This window comes from Campylobacter sp. CNRCH_2015_1657, from assembly GCF_025772685.1.
Lineage (GTDB): Bacteria > Campylobacterota > Campylobacteria > Campylobacterales > Campylobacteraceae > Campylobacter_D > Campylobacter_D lari_D.
Map to the genome: position 1 here is coordinate 246,279 of NZ_JAKMSO010000001.1, position 14,008 is coordinate 260,286.

Genomic DNA, 14,008 nt, shown 5'->3' on the forward strand with positions numbered 1-14,008 from the left:
AACTCATATTTTTTTAATACTTTTTTATATACAATAAAATAAAAATATAAAGGAAAGATTATGTGTAAAGATTGCGGTTGTTCTATTAATGGACATGAACATCATCATGATCACCATCATGAAAATCCAGTTTTAAAAGATGAAAAAACTATTAATGTTATTAGTAAAATTTTATCAAAAAATGATCATCAAGCAGCTCATAATAGAGAGCATTTTAATGAGTATAATACTCTTTGTATTAATTTAATGAGTTCCCCAGGAAGCGGTAAAACAACGCTTTTAGAAGAAACTATAAAAACTTTAAAAGATGATTTAAAAATAGCTGTGGTTGAAGGAGATTTAGAAACTAATAATGATGCAAACCGCATTATCAAAGCAGGAGGCTTAGCTCATCAAATTACTACAGGACAAACTTGTCATTTAGATGCTTTTATGGTGCATGAAGCTTTACATCATTTTAAACTTAGCAAACTTGATATAGTTTTTGTTGAAAATGTGGGAAATTTGGTATGTCCTGCAAGTTATGATTTGGGTGAACATTTAAATGTAGTTTTACTTTCAGTAACAGAAGGTAGCGATAAGGTGGAAAAATATCCAGTGATGTTTAGAAAGGCTGATTTATTGGTCATTACTAAAGCCGATTTAGCTCAACATTTTGACTTTGATTTCAAAGCAGCTTCTATGGCAGCTAAAAGGCTAAATCCTAAAATAGATATTATGATTTTAGATAGTAAAACAAAAACAGGATTTGATCTTTGGATAAATTATCTAAAAATGAAAAAGGAGCTTAACTAATGTGTCTTTCTATACCTTCTAAAATTTTAGAAATTGATGAGCTAAATTCAGCCATAGTAGAAACTTTAGGGGTTAAAAGAAGAGTAAGTTTGGATTTAATAAGTGAGCCTTTAAAAGTAGGCGATTATGTGCTTATACATGTGGGTTTTGCTATGGAAAAAATCGACACTCAAGCTGCACAAGAGAGTTTAAAAATTTATGCTGATATAGCAGAGAAAATGCAAAATGGACAAATCGATGAAAATGAAGGCGATATGGGGCTAAAAAATGGATTTAATTAATGATTTTAGAGATAAAGAAAGAATTTTAGCCCTAAAAGAACTTATTGCTTCTAAAATTACTAAGCCTATTAATATCATGGAAATTTGCGGTGGACATACGCATAGTATTATGAAATTTGGTTTGCCTGATTTATTGCCAAAAGAAATTAATTTTGTTCATGGCCCAGGCTGTCCTGTGTGTGTTATGCCAAGAGAGCGTATTGATGTGGCTTTAAAGCTTGCAAGTATACCAAATACTATCTTTTGCGTATTAGGCGATATGCTTAAAGTGCCAGGAAGTTATGAAAGCTTAATTGATCTTAGAGCTAAAGGGGCTGATATTAGAGCACTTTATACACCTTTGGATGTGATAGATATAGCTTTAAAAAACCCTGAAAAAAATATAATCTTTTTTACCATAGGTTTTGAGACAACTACACCTATGAGTGGGGTGATTATAGAAAAAGGTATAGCTTTAAATTTAAAAAATTTATTTTTTCATATTAATCATGTGTTGGTTCCACCCGCGGTAGAAGCTATCATGCAAGATGAAAATGTAAAAATTGACGCCTTTTTAGGGCCTTCCCATGTAAGCGTTATCACAGGATCAAATATTTACGAACCTATTGCTAAAAAATACAAAACTCCTATAGCAGTGAGTGGTTTTGAGCCAGTTGATATAATGCTTAGTGTGTTAAATATAGTAGAGCAAATGAATGCAAATACTTTTGAAGTTTATAATGAATATCACAGAGTAGTTAGCAAAGAAGGAAATTTAAAAGCTAAGGCTTTAGTGGAAAAATACTTTAAACCTTGTGATTTTGAATTTAGAGGTCTTGGAGTGATTGTAAATGGCGGACTTTGTCTAAAAGATGAATTTGCACACTTAGATGCTAGCAAAGTGTTTGATTGTAAAGTACAAAGTAAAGATGAAAGCAAAGCTTGCATTTGTGGTCAAATTTTAAGAGGCTTAGCTAAGCCTTACGATTGTAAGGTGTTTGCAAAAGCTTGCACTCCAAAAAATCCCATAGGTAGCTGTATGGTTTCTAGTGAAGGAGCTTGTGCGGCTTATTATAAATACTATCAAGATAAGGCATAAAATGAAGCAAATTACTTTAGCCCATGGTGGCGGTGGCGAAGAAATGAATGCTTTGATAAGTGAAATTTTTTCTATTTTTGAAAATGATGTTTTAAAAGAAGCAAATGACGCTGCTATTTTAGATGATTTGGCTTTTAGTACTGATTCTTTTGTATTAAATCCTATCTTTTTAAAAGATATAAATATAGGAAAATTAGCAGTTTGTGGTAGCGTAAATGATGTATTAATGGTGGGAGCAAAACCACTATATTTATCATTAGCTTTAATTTTAGAAGAGGGTTTTGAGCTAGAAAAGTTAAAAATTATACTAAAATCTATAAAAGAAGAATGCGATAAAGCGGGAGTAAAGCTAGTTTGCGGGGATACTAAAGTTGTTCCTAAAAATAAAGGCGATGAAATATACATTAATACTTCATGTATAGGTAAAAATATACAAAAAATCAATACCAAAAACTTAAAAAGTGGTTGTAGTATCTTAGTTTCAAGGGATATTGGAGCTCATGGTTGTGCGGTTTTGGTTGAAAGAAATAATTTAGAGGCAAATATCCAAAGTGATTGTAAAAGCTTAAAAGATGAAGTTTTAACACTTTTAAATGCAAATATTTCCATAAAAGCAATGCGTGATGCTACGCGTGGTGGGCTTAGTGCGGTTTTAAATGAATGGTCTAAATTAAGTAATTTAGAGCTTTTAATATTTGAAGAAAAAATCCCAGTTTGCGATGAAGTTTTGGGGGTTTGTGAGCTTTTTGGGTATGAGCCTTATGAGCTTGCAAATGAAGGAACTTTTATTATTTGTGTAGATAAAAAAGATGAACAAAAAGCATTAGAAATTTTAAAACAATTTAATACTAATGCAGCTATTATAGGTGAAATCACAGCTAATAAAAAAGCAAGAGTGGTCTTAGAAAATGCTTATGGAGCAAAACGCATTTTAGAAGCTCCAAAAGGCGAACTTTTACCAAGAATTTGCTAATGCATGAGTTAAGTATTACAGAATCTTTGCTAGAACTTTGTGAAGAATATGCTCAAGGAAAAGTTATTGAAGAAGTGCATGTTAAAATAGGGCGTTTAAGTGGGGTTGAACCTCCACTTTTGCAAAGAAGCTTTGAAACTTTTAAAGAAAATAGCCCCTTATGTAAAAATGCTAAATTTATTATGCATATTCAAGAAGTAGTAGTTGAGTGTCAAAAATGCCATTTTAGTGGAGTACTTGAAAATAATATCTTTTGGTGCCCAAAATGCGAAGATAAAGATTTAAAAATCATAGATGGAGAAGAGCTTTATCTTATGCAGCTTGTTTTAAAAGAAAATGAGGATTTGGAAAATAATGACAAATAAGGAAATTATCTTAGGTGCGGGTTGTTTTTGGTGTACTCAAGCTGTGTTTGATGAAATTAAAGGCGTAGTTTATACAGAAGTAGGTTATAGCGGTGGTAAGCCAAATCCAAATTATGAAAGCGTGATAAATGGTGATGGGAATATAGAAGTAGCTAAGATAATTTATGATGAAAAACAAATTTCATTAGAAAAAATCTTAGAAATTTTTCTCAAAATGCACGATCCAACAAGCTTAGATAAACAAGGAGCTGATGAAGGAACGCAGTATAGATCAGTTATTTTTTATCAAACTAATGAGGAGTTAAAAATTATTAGCAATTTTTTACAAAAAGCACAAAAATATTACACTAAAGACATAGTTACACAAGTTTTAAAACTAGAAAAATTTTATAAGGCTGAAAACTATCATCAAAAATATTTTAAAAATAATCCTAGCCAAGCTTATTGTAGATTTGTTATTGCTCCAAAATTAGAAAAGGTTTGCTAATATTGTTTTTAAGTATTTTTGCAGTTAGATTTAAAAGCCTTTTACAGGCTTTTAAAATTTAGTGGCAACCACAACCACCACATCCACAACTTTGACTAAAGAAATTTTCTAAAGCTTGCATATTAGGAAGTTCTGTTACTTCATTTACTAATTCTTTATAAGCAACTACGCCATCTTTAATTACAAACACTGCTCTAGCTAAAATTCCCTCAAGCGGACCATCAGCCATTAAAACACCATATTTTTCACCAAATTCTTTAGAAACAAAATCACTCGCGACAGTTAAATTATCTATACCTTCAGTTGAGCAAAAACGACCCATAGCAAATGGTAAGTCCATACTAACTACGATTACTTCTACACCGCTTGCTGCTGCTTTTTTATTAAATTCTCTAGCTTCAGTTGCACATACTGGAGTATCAAGGCTTGGTACGCTGATAATAATTTGAGTTTTACCTTTTGGAGCAATTTCAACACCTGAAAGATCTTTGGCTTTTAAAGTGATATTTGGAGCCATGTCGCCAACTTGGATGTTGTTTCCTTTTAAATTTACTTTATTTCCTTTGAATAATACACTATTCATTTTTTCTCCTTGAATGATTTTTATTAATCATAATATAAAAAGATTAATAAAGTCTTATTTTTATTCTTCTTTGCACATACCTGCTTCGATTAGAAAACACGAGGGTTGATAATTGCTTTTTTTAATCTTATCATATTTTGCATAGCTTAAGTATAAAGTATCTTTAGCTCTAGTTACAGCTACATAAAAAAGCCTTCTTTCTTCTTCCAAACTTCCACCCATGCTCATGAGTTTTTGATTAGGAAATCTTCCTTGTGCAAGATCAATTACAAATACAAGTTCAAACTCAAGCCCCTTACTAGCATGTATGCTTAAAAGATTAACCCCACTACCACTACTCATTTCACTAGCGCCAAGAGTAAGAAAGTTATAGTATTTATAATTATCACTATAATTTTTAGCAAGTTCTTTTAATACAAACATTTTCGCGTTGATTTTTTCTAAAATTTCATTTTTTTTATTTAAATCAACATTGGAATTTTTATTAGTCGCTCTTTTAGTTGCCAAAATATCACAAATTTCTTTAAAATAATCATTTTCTAAAATCAAATCTACAAGCTGGGTTGAGATTTTACACTCACTTGCTTTTTTAATAAAAAGATAAATTTTTTCAAGATTTTTTGCACAAAACTCGTTGATTTTGGGTAAGCTTAAAATAGGGTGGGTGTTAAATTCGCTTTCTAAGTTAAATCTTGAAGGCGAGGCTAGCTCCTCAATATCATCAAAAAGTCCTAGTTGGTAACTTTGTTTTTTGTATTTTTTTAAATTCACACTACTATCAGGATTTAAAAAGCCTTTAATTAAACTAGAATGTCCTAATTTTAATAAAGCATCAAAAATATCTTTTGCCAAAACCCCACCAACTCCTTTGGTGTATTCAAGTAAATGTATAAAAGCCATGATATCTTTTGGATTAAGCACGATTGCAAGCATAGAGCAAAAGTTTTTAACTTCCAAGCTTTCAAAAAAACTTCCTCCACCTTTTCTTTTGCTTGCTATGCCAAGTTCTCTTAAGGCTACTTCTACTCCATCTGCACTAGAATTGTTTCTAAAAATCACAGCAATTTCATCAAGATTAACCCCGCTTTGTAAGATTATTTTTGCTATGGTAGAGTATTGATCAAATAATTCATTAAAAGTTAGCAAACTTGGCGCTTTAAAATCTCCTTCTCTAGTTACAATTAATTCTTTAGGATATAATCTTTCATTGTTTAAAATAACCTTATTAGCTAACGCAAGTATATTTTTACTAGAACGATAGTTTTTATTTAAAGTAAAAATATTTGCATCGACAAATCTATCTTTAAAACTTCCTATAATAGAAATATCAGCCCCATTAAAAGCATAAATACTTTGATCATAATCACCCACACAAAACAAACTTTTACTTTTAAAAGCATCAATTAACGAGCCTTGCAAGGTGTTAGTATCTTGGTATTCATCTACTAAAATCTCATCAAATTCAAAATGATGTGAAGCTAAAACATGTTTTAATTTGATCAATAAATCATTAAAATCCACATAGTTAAAACGCATTTTTTCTTCTTCGTATTCTTTTAAAATATCTTCATAAATTTCAGCATAAACAGCTTGTTCATCATAATTTTGACAAAACCAATTATAAAATTCATCTAAGTTTGCATTAGTATTTTGAAATAAAGAATACACATCATACAAATAGCTTGGCATATAAGGTTTAGTATCGCTTAAATGATGAAAAGTGCGTTTTTCAAAAATAGAACGCAAAAGAATTTTAAGCTCATTCGCAGGTTTTAAAATAATATCGTGATTTAACTCTTTAAGTAGAGAATAAGCAGTACTATGAAAGGTTCCAGCTGTGATTTTTGAAGTAATGCTTTTATCAAAATACCTACTAAGTCTTTCTATCATTTCTTTACTAGCTTTGTTTGTAAAGGTTAGAAGCATAATTTTTTCAGGCTTTATACCATTTTGAAGTAAAAAGGCTATTCTTGCAACTATAGTTGAAGTTTTACCCGTGCCTGCACTTGCTATAATTAGATTGTGTCCAAAAGGAGCACTAGCGGCTTTATATTGTTCTTCATTTAAACGCGATAAAGGCATGAATTTCCTAGTTTAAAATTATATTTTGTATATCATTAAAATAAAAATGATTAACACCATCTTTATATTCATAATAAAGCGTGAGTTTATGAGAATCTAAAATAGTCTTAACAATGTATAATCCAAGTCCAAAACTATCTTTATTTTTCTTGCCTTGCGTAAAGGCTTGAGTATAGTATTTCAAGTCTTTATCTAAGGCTTTTCCTTTGTTTTTAAAGCAAAGATAATCTTTAGTTATTTCTATAGTAACGCAATTTTCATCAGAGTATTTTGTCGCATTATCTATCATGTTTTTCATTGCAGTGGTAAAAAGTTTAAAATCTACATTGACACTAAAACTTTCTTTTATACTAATTTTTACCTTTTCATCATCACTCATAGCTATATCTTTAGCTTCATCTAAAAGATCTAAGATATTGTATTTTTTTAAATTAATCAAACCAGCACCCGAAGTAATTTGCTCAATGGCTGCAAATTCATTAATCAAAATCTCTAAACGATTAAAAGCACCCACTAATCTTTCTTTATATTTGCTATCTTCAAGCATTTCTAAAGTAATTAAACCTTTAGTAATGGGGGTTTTTAGCTCATGCATAATATTTCTTAAGAAAAACTGCCTTGAAGTGTTTAGTTTTTGAATTCTTAAAATAGACTCATAAAAGGCTGTTGCTACTTGAGAAATTTCATCATTTCCCTTGCTAACATTTTGAATTTCATTGAGTTTATTTTCGCCAAATTTATCAATTTGTCTTTTTAAAGCTCTAAGTGGTTTTAATTTTTTAATGATAAAAATATATAAAATCAATAAAACCATTACTACTATACTAGCAATAAGCTTGATCACAAAATAACGATAACCTTGATATTCTAAATCTTTATATAAATAAAGCTTACCATCAAAGATGATTTTTAAATACACATTATCTTCTAAAGTAATGATTTCAACTACACCTGTGCTAGTTTGAGCCCGTGCTATAGTTTCAGCTTTATAGATGATTTGTCTTATGGCTGATGGAGTTGTTAATTCTATCATTTTGTAATTTTTTGTTTGCTCATAAAATTCTCTTTCACTAATCACATGATTAAAATATAATAATCTTGCATTAGCTATAAAAGAATATTTTGCATTAAGCTCATTAGTGTAATTTTGTTGATCATATTTTATAAGCCATAAAAAAGCTAAAATTACACTAACGCTTGCAAGCAAAAAAACAAAGGTTATAGTATAAAAAATTGATGATTTATTCATTGAGTTAATTTATATCCTATACCTCTGATTGAATGAATGTATTTTGGAGTTTTAGGATCATCTCCGATTTTTTGTCTGATTCTACTAATGATTACATCTATACTTTTATTACTAGAATCTTCACTAATAGAGCTACAATTATACACAAGCTCTTCGCGGCTTACCACTCCACCTTCTTTTTTAATTAAATAACTCAAAATATCAAATTCAGCATTAGTAAAGCTAATTTCTTGATCTTTCATAGTGATAGTATGTTTATATTTATCATATACAAGATCTTTTTTAACTTGAGCTTGAGCAGTTTTTGTGTTTGAAATTCTTCTTAAATGACTTTTAATTCTTGCTTGAAGTTCTTGAGGATTATATGGTTTTGGTAAATAATCATCTGCACCCAAATCAAGTGCTGCAACCTTATCGCTAATATCATGCCTTGCACTTGAAATGATAATAGGTGTATCATATTTTTTACGAATTTCCTCGCATACTTCAAGTCCATCAAGTCCAGGTAAGCTTAAATCCAAAATGATTAAATCATAAGGATTTAAAGCAAGTCTTGAAAGACCTATATAAGGCTCATGAGCAATATCTACTTTCATATCAAATTGCTCTAAATATTCAGCTATAATCTCTGCTAATTCTAAATCATCTTCTATCATTAAAATATTTGTCATTTTTTTCCTTTCTTAAAAAAGTAAAGCTCTTACAAATCCGCCTCTATTAATCCAAATTTTAACATACTCTTTACCTTTATTTAATTCTAAAGCCTTAGATAATTCTTTAAAATTTGAAATTTCATACTGATCAACACCTATAATAATATCACCTTGCTCAAAACCTATTTTTTCAGCTTTTGATTTTGGAGTAACTTCGGTAATTAAAATACCACTAATACTTTCAGGTATGCGGTATTGCTGTCTATTCTTAGAGTCAAGTTCCACTAATTTTAGACCATCAATATAACCTTTTTCATATTGTAGCGACTTTTCATCTGTTTTTAACATAAATTTAGCTGTTTTGACTTTATTATCTCTTTCATAAGTTACTTCTACTGCTTGTTTTGGATCAATACTTCCTATGTAGTTTTTTAAATCCATAGGGCTTTTAATCACAGTTTTATCTACTTTTATAATCAAATCTCCTCTTTTTAACCCTGCATTATAAGCTGCTGAATCTTTTTGTACTTCAGTGATTAAAGCACCTTCTTGATTAGTATAGGCTTTTTTAATATCTTGAGTTAAAGCTCCTATGACTACGCCTAAATATCCTCTTTCAATTTTTCCATGCTCAATAAGTTTTTGTGCAATAGATTTTGCCATATTAGAAGGGATTGCAAAACCTATGCCATTATTTCCACCACTTCTTGAAAGTATGGCTGAATTTATCCCAACTAAAGCTCCTCTACTATCTACCAAAGCTCCGCCTGAATTTCCAGGATTAATAGAAGCATCAGTTTGGATGAAATTTTCATATTGATTTAGACCTATATTGTTTTTATTTAAGGCCGAAATAATCCCACTTGTAACACTACTTCCAACACCAAAAGGATTACCCAAAGCAAACACTACATCACCTTCTAGTAATTTATCTGAATCAGCAAAAACTACTGCGGGTAAGTTTTTTGCTTCTATTTTTATCACTGCTAAATCTGTTTTAGGATCAGCACCGATTAATTTAGCTTTATATTCAGTGCTAGAATCAGGTAAATTTACAGTGATTTTTTCAGCATCTTCTATAACATGATTATTTGTTATAATATAACCATCGCTTGAAATAATTACACCAGAACCCAATGAACTTACAACTTCTTTATTTTTTTTATTTTTTGGAGCTTGTGGGAAATCAAAACCAAAAAATTGTCTAAAATAAGGGTCATTGAAAAAATCATCAATTCCAAATGAACTACTTTGAACAGTTTTAGAAGTTGAGATATTTACAACTGAATTTTTAACTTTTTGTATGGAATCATGATAAGAAAGTATAGTATTTTGATTATCAGTTGGTAAAGTTCTTTTTACATTATCATCTGCTTGTTTAAAATCAATACTAGCACTAAAAAGACTAGTTGCCAATGCCAAAGAAAGAATCATAGTTTTTTTCATGTTTTATCCTTTGTAAAATCATTTAATGCAAGTATAAAATTTTATTTTTACACAATTGTAAATAAAACCTTTAGTTTTAAAACTTATAAAAGTTGATTGACTAAGACTAAAGTTTTTGATATAATCTTATAAAAAATTAAGGAATAATAAAAATGAGTAATAGTTTATATGAAACACTAGGAGTTTCGCAAAACGCTAGTGCAGATGAGATAAAAAAAGCTTATAGAAAATTAGCAAGACAATATCATCCTGATATTAACAAAGAAAATGGTGCTGAGGAAAAATTCAAAGAAATTAACGCCGCTTATGAAATTTTAAGTGATGAGAAAAAAAGAGCTCAGTATGATAGATATGGCGATTCTATGTTTGGTGGGCAAAGTTTTCATGATTTTTCAAGAAATGCAGGTGGAGCTGACATCAATGATATTTTAAAAAATATTTTTGGCGGAGGCTTTGGAGGATTTAGTGGCGGTTTTAGTTCTAGTAATAATTTTAGAAGTGGCTTTGGAGGATTTGGAGGATTTGAAGAAGATTTAGACTTGCAAGCAAGTGTTAAAATTCCTTTTGAAAAAGGAATTTTAGGTGGTGAGCATTTGGTAAATATAAATAACGAGCAAGTTAAAATCAAAATTCCACATGGCATAAAAGATGGCGAAAAGCTACGCATACGAGGTAAAGGAAAAAGCTTTCAAGGGCAAAGAGGGGATTTGATTTTAAAAGTTGAACTTGAAAAAAGCGATGAATATGAAAGAGAAGATGATGATTTGTACAAAAAGGTTGAAATTAGCTTAAAAACAGCGCTTTTTGGAGATAAAATCAGTGTGCATACCCCAAGAAAAGAAGTTAAAATCACCATACCGCCAAATTCTAAAAACAATCAAAAAATTAGACTTAAAGGCTATGGAGTGCAAAACAGAAAAACAGATCTTTATGGGGATATGTATTTAATTTTAAATGTAAAAATACCTGATATTAATAGCCTTGATCCTGAATTTGTAAAAATTTTAGAAGAAAAATTACCTTGAAAGGAGTAAGTAATGGAGCATAGTTATGATGAACCGGTGTATCTTATAAGTGTTGTTGCAAAAGTTTTAAGTATACATCCACAAACTCTAAGACAATATGAAAAAGAAGGTTTAGTTGAGCCAAGTAGAACCGATGGTAAAATGAGGCTTTATTCTCAAAAAGATATAGATAGAATCAAAATGATTTTACGCTTAACAAGAGATCTTGGGGTTAATTTGGCTGGTGTTGATGTGATTTTAAAACTAAAAACAAAAATTGATGAGTTTGAAAACACTATTGAAGAGTTAAGATTAGAACTTGATAGAAGAGATAATCCTTCAAAATCAAGAGCAGTAGTTAAACATAGAAGTAATTTTGATTTAATTTTTTTAGAAAAAATAAAATAATAAAACATTACAAAAGGTTGGTGAGTGGATGCTTTTATAACTTTATTTTTAACCGCAGTAGCAGTTGCTGTCATACTTAATGTTATACTTAAAAAATTTGGTATTCCAACTATTATAGGTTATATAGCTACAGGTTTATTTGTGCGTGAATTTTATGGTTTTAGCACTAATGAATTTGTTATACATGTAGCTGAATTTGGCATAGTTTTTTTAATGTTTACCATAGGGCTTGAATTTTCATTTAAACATCTTTTAGCAATGAAAAAAGAAGTATTTTTAAATGGAAGTTTGCAAATGCTAACTTGTGGTTTGGTTTGTACTTTACTTGTAACTTATATTTTAGGTATAGCAAGCCATATCGCAATGATAGCAGGTTTTGCTCTAGCCTTATCTTCCACTGCTATAGTTTTAAAAATACTTAATGATAATGGCGATATCAACGAAGAATACGGCAGAAAAGCTTTAGGAATTTTACTTTTTCAAGATATTGCTGTGATACCACTGCTATTAATGATTGATATATTTAGTTCTCAAAATGCTGATATTTCAAAACTTTTACTTACAACTTTAGTCAGTGCTGTGATTTTACTTGTTTTGCTTTATTTTATAGGCAAATACCTTTTTACTTATGTTTTAAAATTCATCATTAAAACTAATGCAAATGAAATTTTCATCGCTACCATACTTTTTACCGTAATAGGAGCGAGTTTTTTGGCTCATTCTTTTGGTTTTTCATACTCACTTGGAGCATTCATAGCTGGAGCCTTGATAGCTGAAACTAAATATAAACATAAAATAGAAGCAGATTTGGTTCCTTTTAGAGATTTGCTTTTAGGATTTTTCTTTATCAGTGTTGGTTTGCAAATTGATTTTCATATAGTTTTTGAAAATTGGTTTTTGATTTTTGTTTTTGTAAGCTTGGTTTTATTGATAAAATTTGTAGTAATTTATGGTCTTTTAATTCTTTACACAAGAAAAAGAGTAGCGTTAAAAACTGCTTTGAGTATTTCTCAAATTGGAGAATTTGCGCTAGCAGTATTTTCGTTAATGCAAGTAAATTCACTTATAGATGAAAAAACAGCGCAAATTTTTATTATAGTTTCTATCGTCACTATGGTTGCAACGCCTTTTATTTTAAATAATCTTAGAAAAATAGCCAACGCAGCCGAAGGTGAGCAAAATGATATGGCTAAATTTTATTTATGTGATCAAAAAATGAAAGATCATTTTATCATTTTTGGTTATACAAGATTAGGTCAAGAAGTGGTGCAAAAGATCAAAAAAACAGGCATTCCATATTTGGTTTTAGAAAGTGATTTAAATTTAGTTGAACTTGGCCGCAGTAGAAATGAAAATATCTTTTTTGCAAATGTAGCCCAAGTAGAAACATTAAAAGTAGCAAATATAGAAGAATGCTCAGTTGCTATTATAACTATAAGTAATGAAGCTAAGCTTGATATGCTCTATCAAGTGCTTTCTAGCTTTAACAAACCCATACAAACGGTTTTAAAAACAAGTGGTACAGGTGCTAAGATCATTTTCCCACATACTGATAAACATTTACATATTGTAGATGCTGAAGCTTCAATAGCAAGAAATTTAGTACAAGAAGCATTACAATGTAGAATCAATACAAGTGCAGCAGAATGAAAAATGATGAAAAAGCTTTAAGGGTAAAATATGTAAGAGCTTTAGAAAAATTTACTAATTCTGCTGTGAGTGCTTTAAAAAGAGAAGATTTTGATTTAACTCTTTTTAGGGAAAGAATGCAAAAAAATGCTAAAATCTTTGAGAAAATTCAAGCGGTGTTTTTAGATTCTACTTATACTAAGGCTTTGGAGATTTTTGTAAATGAGTGTTTAGATGAAAGTTTAGACCAAAAAACCTTAGCTTCAAAAGCCAATGCCTTATATAAGCTAAAAAATAATCAAAGTTATAAAAAAGACAAACATAAAATTAAATTTAAGGATGAATATTGATAAATGTAATTTTTGATATGGATGGCACGCTTATAGATAGTGCTAATGCTATAGTATGTGCGGTAAATGAAATAAGAGCTGATTTAAATTTAGAACCTTTAAAAAGAGAGTTTATTTTAGATACTATCAATACTCCTGGGCAAAATTATGCTAAGATTTTTTATGGGGTTGATACTTACTCACATACTAGCTTTAAAGAAGGTTATGAGAAGTATTTTATTAAGCATTATGATCAAAGCGTGGTGCTTTTTGATGGTGTGCTTGAGGTTTTGGAATTTTGTAAAAAAAATGATTGCTATTTAGCTATAGCCACAAATGCACCTCAAGAAAGCTTGGTACCTATTTTAAAAAAACAAAACATTCTTTCATATTTTGATAAAATATTAGGTGTTAGTTATGGTATAGAAGCTAAGCCTGATCCTATGATGCTAAGATTAATCGCAGATGAAGCAAAATATGAAAAAAGTATTTTCATAGGCGATAGCTTAAAAGACAGACTTTGTGCTAAAAATGCTAAGATGGATTATATACATATTTCTTGGCAAAAAGAAATTAAAGACTTAGATGAAGCTAACGATAAAACTACTTTAATAGAAAAAATTCAAACTTACATAAAAGGATAAAA

General features: G+C 29.8%; 16 protein-coding genes. 11 read left to right on the plus strand and 5 right to left on the minus strand.

Annotated elements, in window-relative coordinates:
* Positions 1-60 precede the first annotated feature (60 nt).
* Genes hypB through msrA form a run of 6 tightly spaced genes read left to right on the plus strand, consistent with a single transcriptional unit; the run spans position 61 to position 3,979 of the window.
* Complete coding sequence (hypB, locus tag L8X27_RS01205) at positions 61-795, plus strand: hydrogenase nickel incorporation protein HypB (RefSeq protein ID WP_263660346.1); 735 nt, start codon at positions 61-63, stop codon at positions 793-795.
* Positions 795-1,076, plus strand: coding sequence for a HypC/HybG/HupF family hydrogenase formation chaperone (locus L8X27_RS01210; protein ID WP_012661500.1), 282 nt, complete (start codon positions 795-797; stop codon positions 1,074-1,076). Before hypB ends, L8X27_RS01210 begins: the two co-directional genes overlap by 1 nt.
* Positions 1,063-2,154 (plus strand): hydrogenase formation protein HypD, encoded by a 1,092-nt coding sequence (gene hypD, locus L8X27_RS01215; protein WP_263671363.1) that lies wholly within the window; start codon positions 1,063-1,065, stop codon positions 2,152-2,154. The genes L8X27_RS01210 and hypD overlap by 14 nt, the downstream gene beginning before the upstream one ends.
* 1 nt (position 2,155) lies before the next feature.
* Positions 2,156-3,127: a hydrogenase expression/formation protein HypE gene (gene hypE / locus L8X27_RS01220; protein WP_263671361.1), complete on the plus strand. Its 972-nt coding sequence runs from the start codon at positions 2,156-2,158 to the stop codon at positions 3,125-3,127.
* A complete protein-coding gene (locus L8X27_RS01225) occupies positions 3,127-3,492 on the plus strand; it encodes a hydrogenase maturation nickel metallochaperone HypA (protein ID WP_039618337.1) in 366 nt (121 codons plus the stop codon). Before hypE ends, L8X27_RS01225 begins: the two co-directional genes overlap by 1 nt.
* Positions 3,482-3,979, plus strand: coding sequence for a peptide-methionine (S)-S-oxide reductase MsrA (msrA, locus tag L8X27_RS01230; RefSeq protein WP_263671360.1), 498 nt, complete (start codon positions 3,482-3,484; stop codon positions 3,977-3,979). Before L8X27_RS01225 ends, msrA begins: the two co-directional genes overlap by 11 nt.
* Positions 3,980-4,037: 58 nt before the next feature.
* Here the strand turns inward: msrA and tpx are convergent, their stop codons facing one another.
* From tpx to L8X27_RS01255, 5 genes are read right to left on the minus strand one after another with little or no spacing between them, the layout of a single operon-like run.
* Positions 4,038-4,562, minus strand: coding sequence for a thiol peroxidase (gene tpx / locus L8X27_RS01235; protein WP_258107330.1), 525 nt, complete (start codon positions 4,560-4,562; stop codon positions 4,038-4,040).
* A 60-nt stretch (positions 4,563-4,622) separates the two neighbouring features.
* The gene (locus tag L8X27_RS01240) at positions 4,623-6,644 is read right to left on the minus strand and encodes an ATP-dependent helicase (protein WP_263671359.1); all 2,022 of its coding nucleotides are present in this window, start codon (positions 6,642-6,644) and stop codon (positions 4,623-4,625) included.
* 7 nt (positions 6,645-6,651) lie between these two features.
* Positions 6,652-7,893 carry an ArsS family sensor histidine kinase gene (locus L8X27_RS01245; protein ID WP_133318879.1) on the minus strand — a complete coding sequence of 414 codons (1,242 nt, stop codon included), beginning with the start codon at positions 7,891-7,893 and terminating at the stop codon, positions 6,652-6,654.
* Positions 7,890-8,564 carry a response regulator transcription factor gene (locus L8X27_RS01250; RefSeq protein WP_039626094.1) on the minus strand — a complete coding sequence of 225 codons (675 nt, stop codon included), beginning with the start codon at positions 8,562-8,564 and terminating at the stop codon, positions 7,890-7,892. Before L8X27_RS01250 ends, L8X27_RS01245 begins: the two co-directional genes overlap by 4 nt.
* A gap of 12 nt (positions 8,565-8,576) precedes the next feature.
* Positions 8,577-9,992 (minus strand): DegQ family serine endoprotease, encoded by a 1,416-nt coding sequence (locus L8X27_RS01255; protein ID WP_133318880.1) that lies wholly within the window; start codon positions 9,990-9,992, stop codon positions 8,577-8,579.
* Between the two features lie 152 nt (positions 9,993-10,144).
* Between L8X27_RS01255 and L8X27_RS01260 the strand changes: the two genes are divergently transcribed.
* The 5 genes from L8X27_RS01260 to L8X27_RS01280 are packed head-to-tail and all read left to right on the plus strand — an operon-like array spanning position 10,145 to position 14,006.
* Positions 10,145-11,017: a J domain-containing protein gene (locus L8X27_RS01260; protein ID WP_263659850.1), complete on the plus strand. Its 873-nt coding sequence runs from the start codon at positions 10,145-10,147 to the stop codon at positions 11,015-11,017.
* Positions 11,018-11,029: 12 nt separating this feature from the next.
* A complete protein-coding gene (locus L8X27_RS01265) occupies positions 11,030-11,404 on the plus strand; it encodes a heat shock protein transcriptional repressor HspR (RefSeq protein WP_039668403.1) in 375 nt (124 codons plus the stop codon).
* Positions 11,405-11,428: 24 nt separating this feature from the next.
* Positions 11,429-13,054 carry a cation:proton antiporter gene (locus tag L8X27_RS01270; protein ID WP_133318882.1) on the plus strand — a complete coding sequence of 542 codons (1,626 nt, stop codon included), beginning with the start codon at positions 11,429-11,431 and terminating at the stop codon, positions 13,052-13,054.
* Positions 13,051-13,383, plus strand: a complete 333-nt coding sequence (locus tag L8X27_RS01275; protein ID WP_258107332.1) for a hypothetical protein — start codon at positions 13,051-13,053, stop codon at positions 13,381-13,383. Before L8X27_RS01270 ends, L8X27_RS01275 begins: the two co-directional genes overlap by 4 nt.
* Positions 13,380-14,006, plus strand: coding sequence for an HAD family hydrolase (locus L8X27_RS01280; RefSeq protein ID WP_263659848.1), 627 nt, complete (start codon positions 13,380-13,382; stop codon positions 14,004-14,006). The genes L8X27_RS01275 and L8X27_RS01280 overlap by 4 nt, the downstream gene beginning before the upstream one ends.
* The last annotated feature ends 2 nt before the right edge of the window (positions 14,007-14,008 follow it).

Excerpts from the sequence above, each read along its gene's own strand:
- hypB (WP_263660346.1), top strand. The coding sequence starts at position 61 with ATGTGTAAAGATTGCGGTTGTTCTATTAATGGACATGAACATCATCAT.
- L8X27_RS01210 (WP_012661500.1), top strand. The coding sequence starts at position 795 with ATGTGTCTTTCTATACCTTCTAAAATTTTAGAAATTGATGAGCTAAAT.
- hypD (WP_263671363.1), top strand. The coding sequence starts at position 1,063 with ATGGATTTAATTAATGATTTTAGAGATAAAGAAAGAATTTTAGCCCTA.
- hypE (WP_263671361.1), top strand. The coding sequence starts at position 2,156 with ATGAAGCAAATTACTTTAGCCCATGGTGGCGGTGGCGAAGAAATGAAT.
- L8X27_RS01225 (WP_039618337.1), top strand. The coding sequence starts at position 3,127 with ATGCATGAGTTAAGTATTACAGAATCTTTGCTAGAACTTTGTGAAGAA.
- msrA (WP_263671360.1), top strand. The coding sequence starts at position 3,482 with ATGACAAATAAGGAAATTATCTTAGGTGCGGGTTGTTTTTGGTGTACT.
- tpx (WP_258107330.1), bottom strand. The coding sequence starts at position 4,562 with ATGAATAGTGTATTATTCAAAGGAAATAAAGTAAATTTAAAAGGAAAC.
- L8X27_RS01240 (WP_263671359.1), bottom strand. The coding sequence starts at position 6,644 with ATGCCTTTATCGCGTTTAAATGAAGAACAATATAAAGCCGCTAGTGCT.
- L8X27_RS01245 (WP_133318879.1), bottom strand. The coding sequence starts at position 7,893 with ATGAATAAATCATCAATTTTTTATACTATAACCTTTGTTTTTTTGCTT.
- L8X27_RS01250 (WP_039626094.1), bottom strand. The coding sequence starts at position 8,564 with ATGACAAATATTTTAATGATAGAAGATGATTTAGAATTAGCAGAGATT.
- L8X27_RS01255 (WP_133318880.1), bottom strand. The coding sequence starts at position 9,992 with ATGAAAAAAACTATGATTCTTTCTTTGGCATTGGCAACTAGTCTTTTT.
- L8X27_RS01260 (WP_263659850.1), top strand. The coding sequence starts at position 10,145 with ATGAGTAATAGTTTATATGAAACACTAGGAGTTTCGCAAAACGCTAGT.
- L8X27_RS01265 (WP_039668403.1), top strand. The coding sequence starts at position 11,030 with ATGGAGCATAGTTATGATGAACCGGTGTATCTTATAAGTGTTGTTGCA.
- L8X27_RS01275 (WP_258107332.1), top strand. The coding sequence starts at position 13,051 with ATGAAAAATGATGAAAAAGCTTTAAGGGTAAAATATGTAAGAGCTTTA.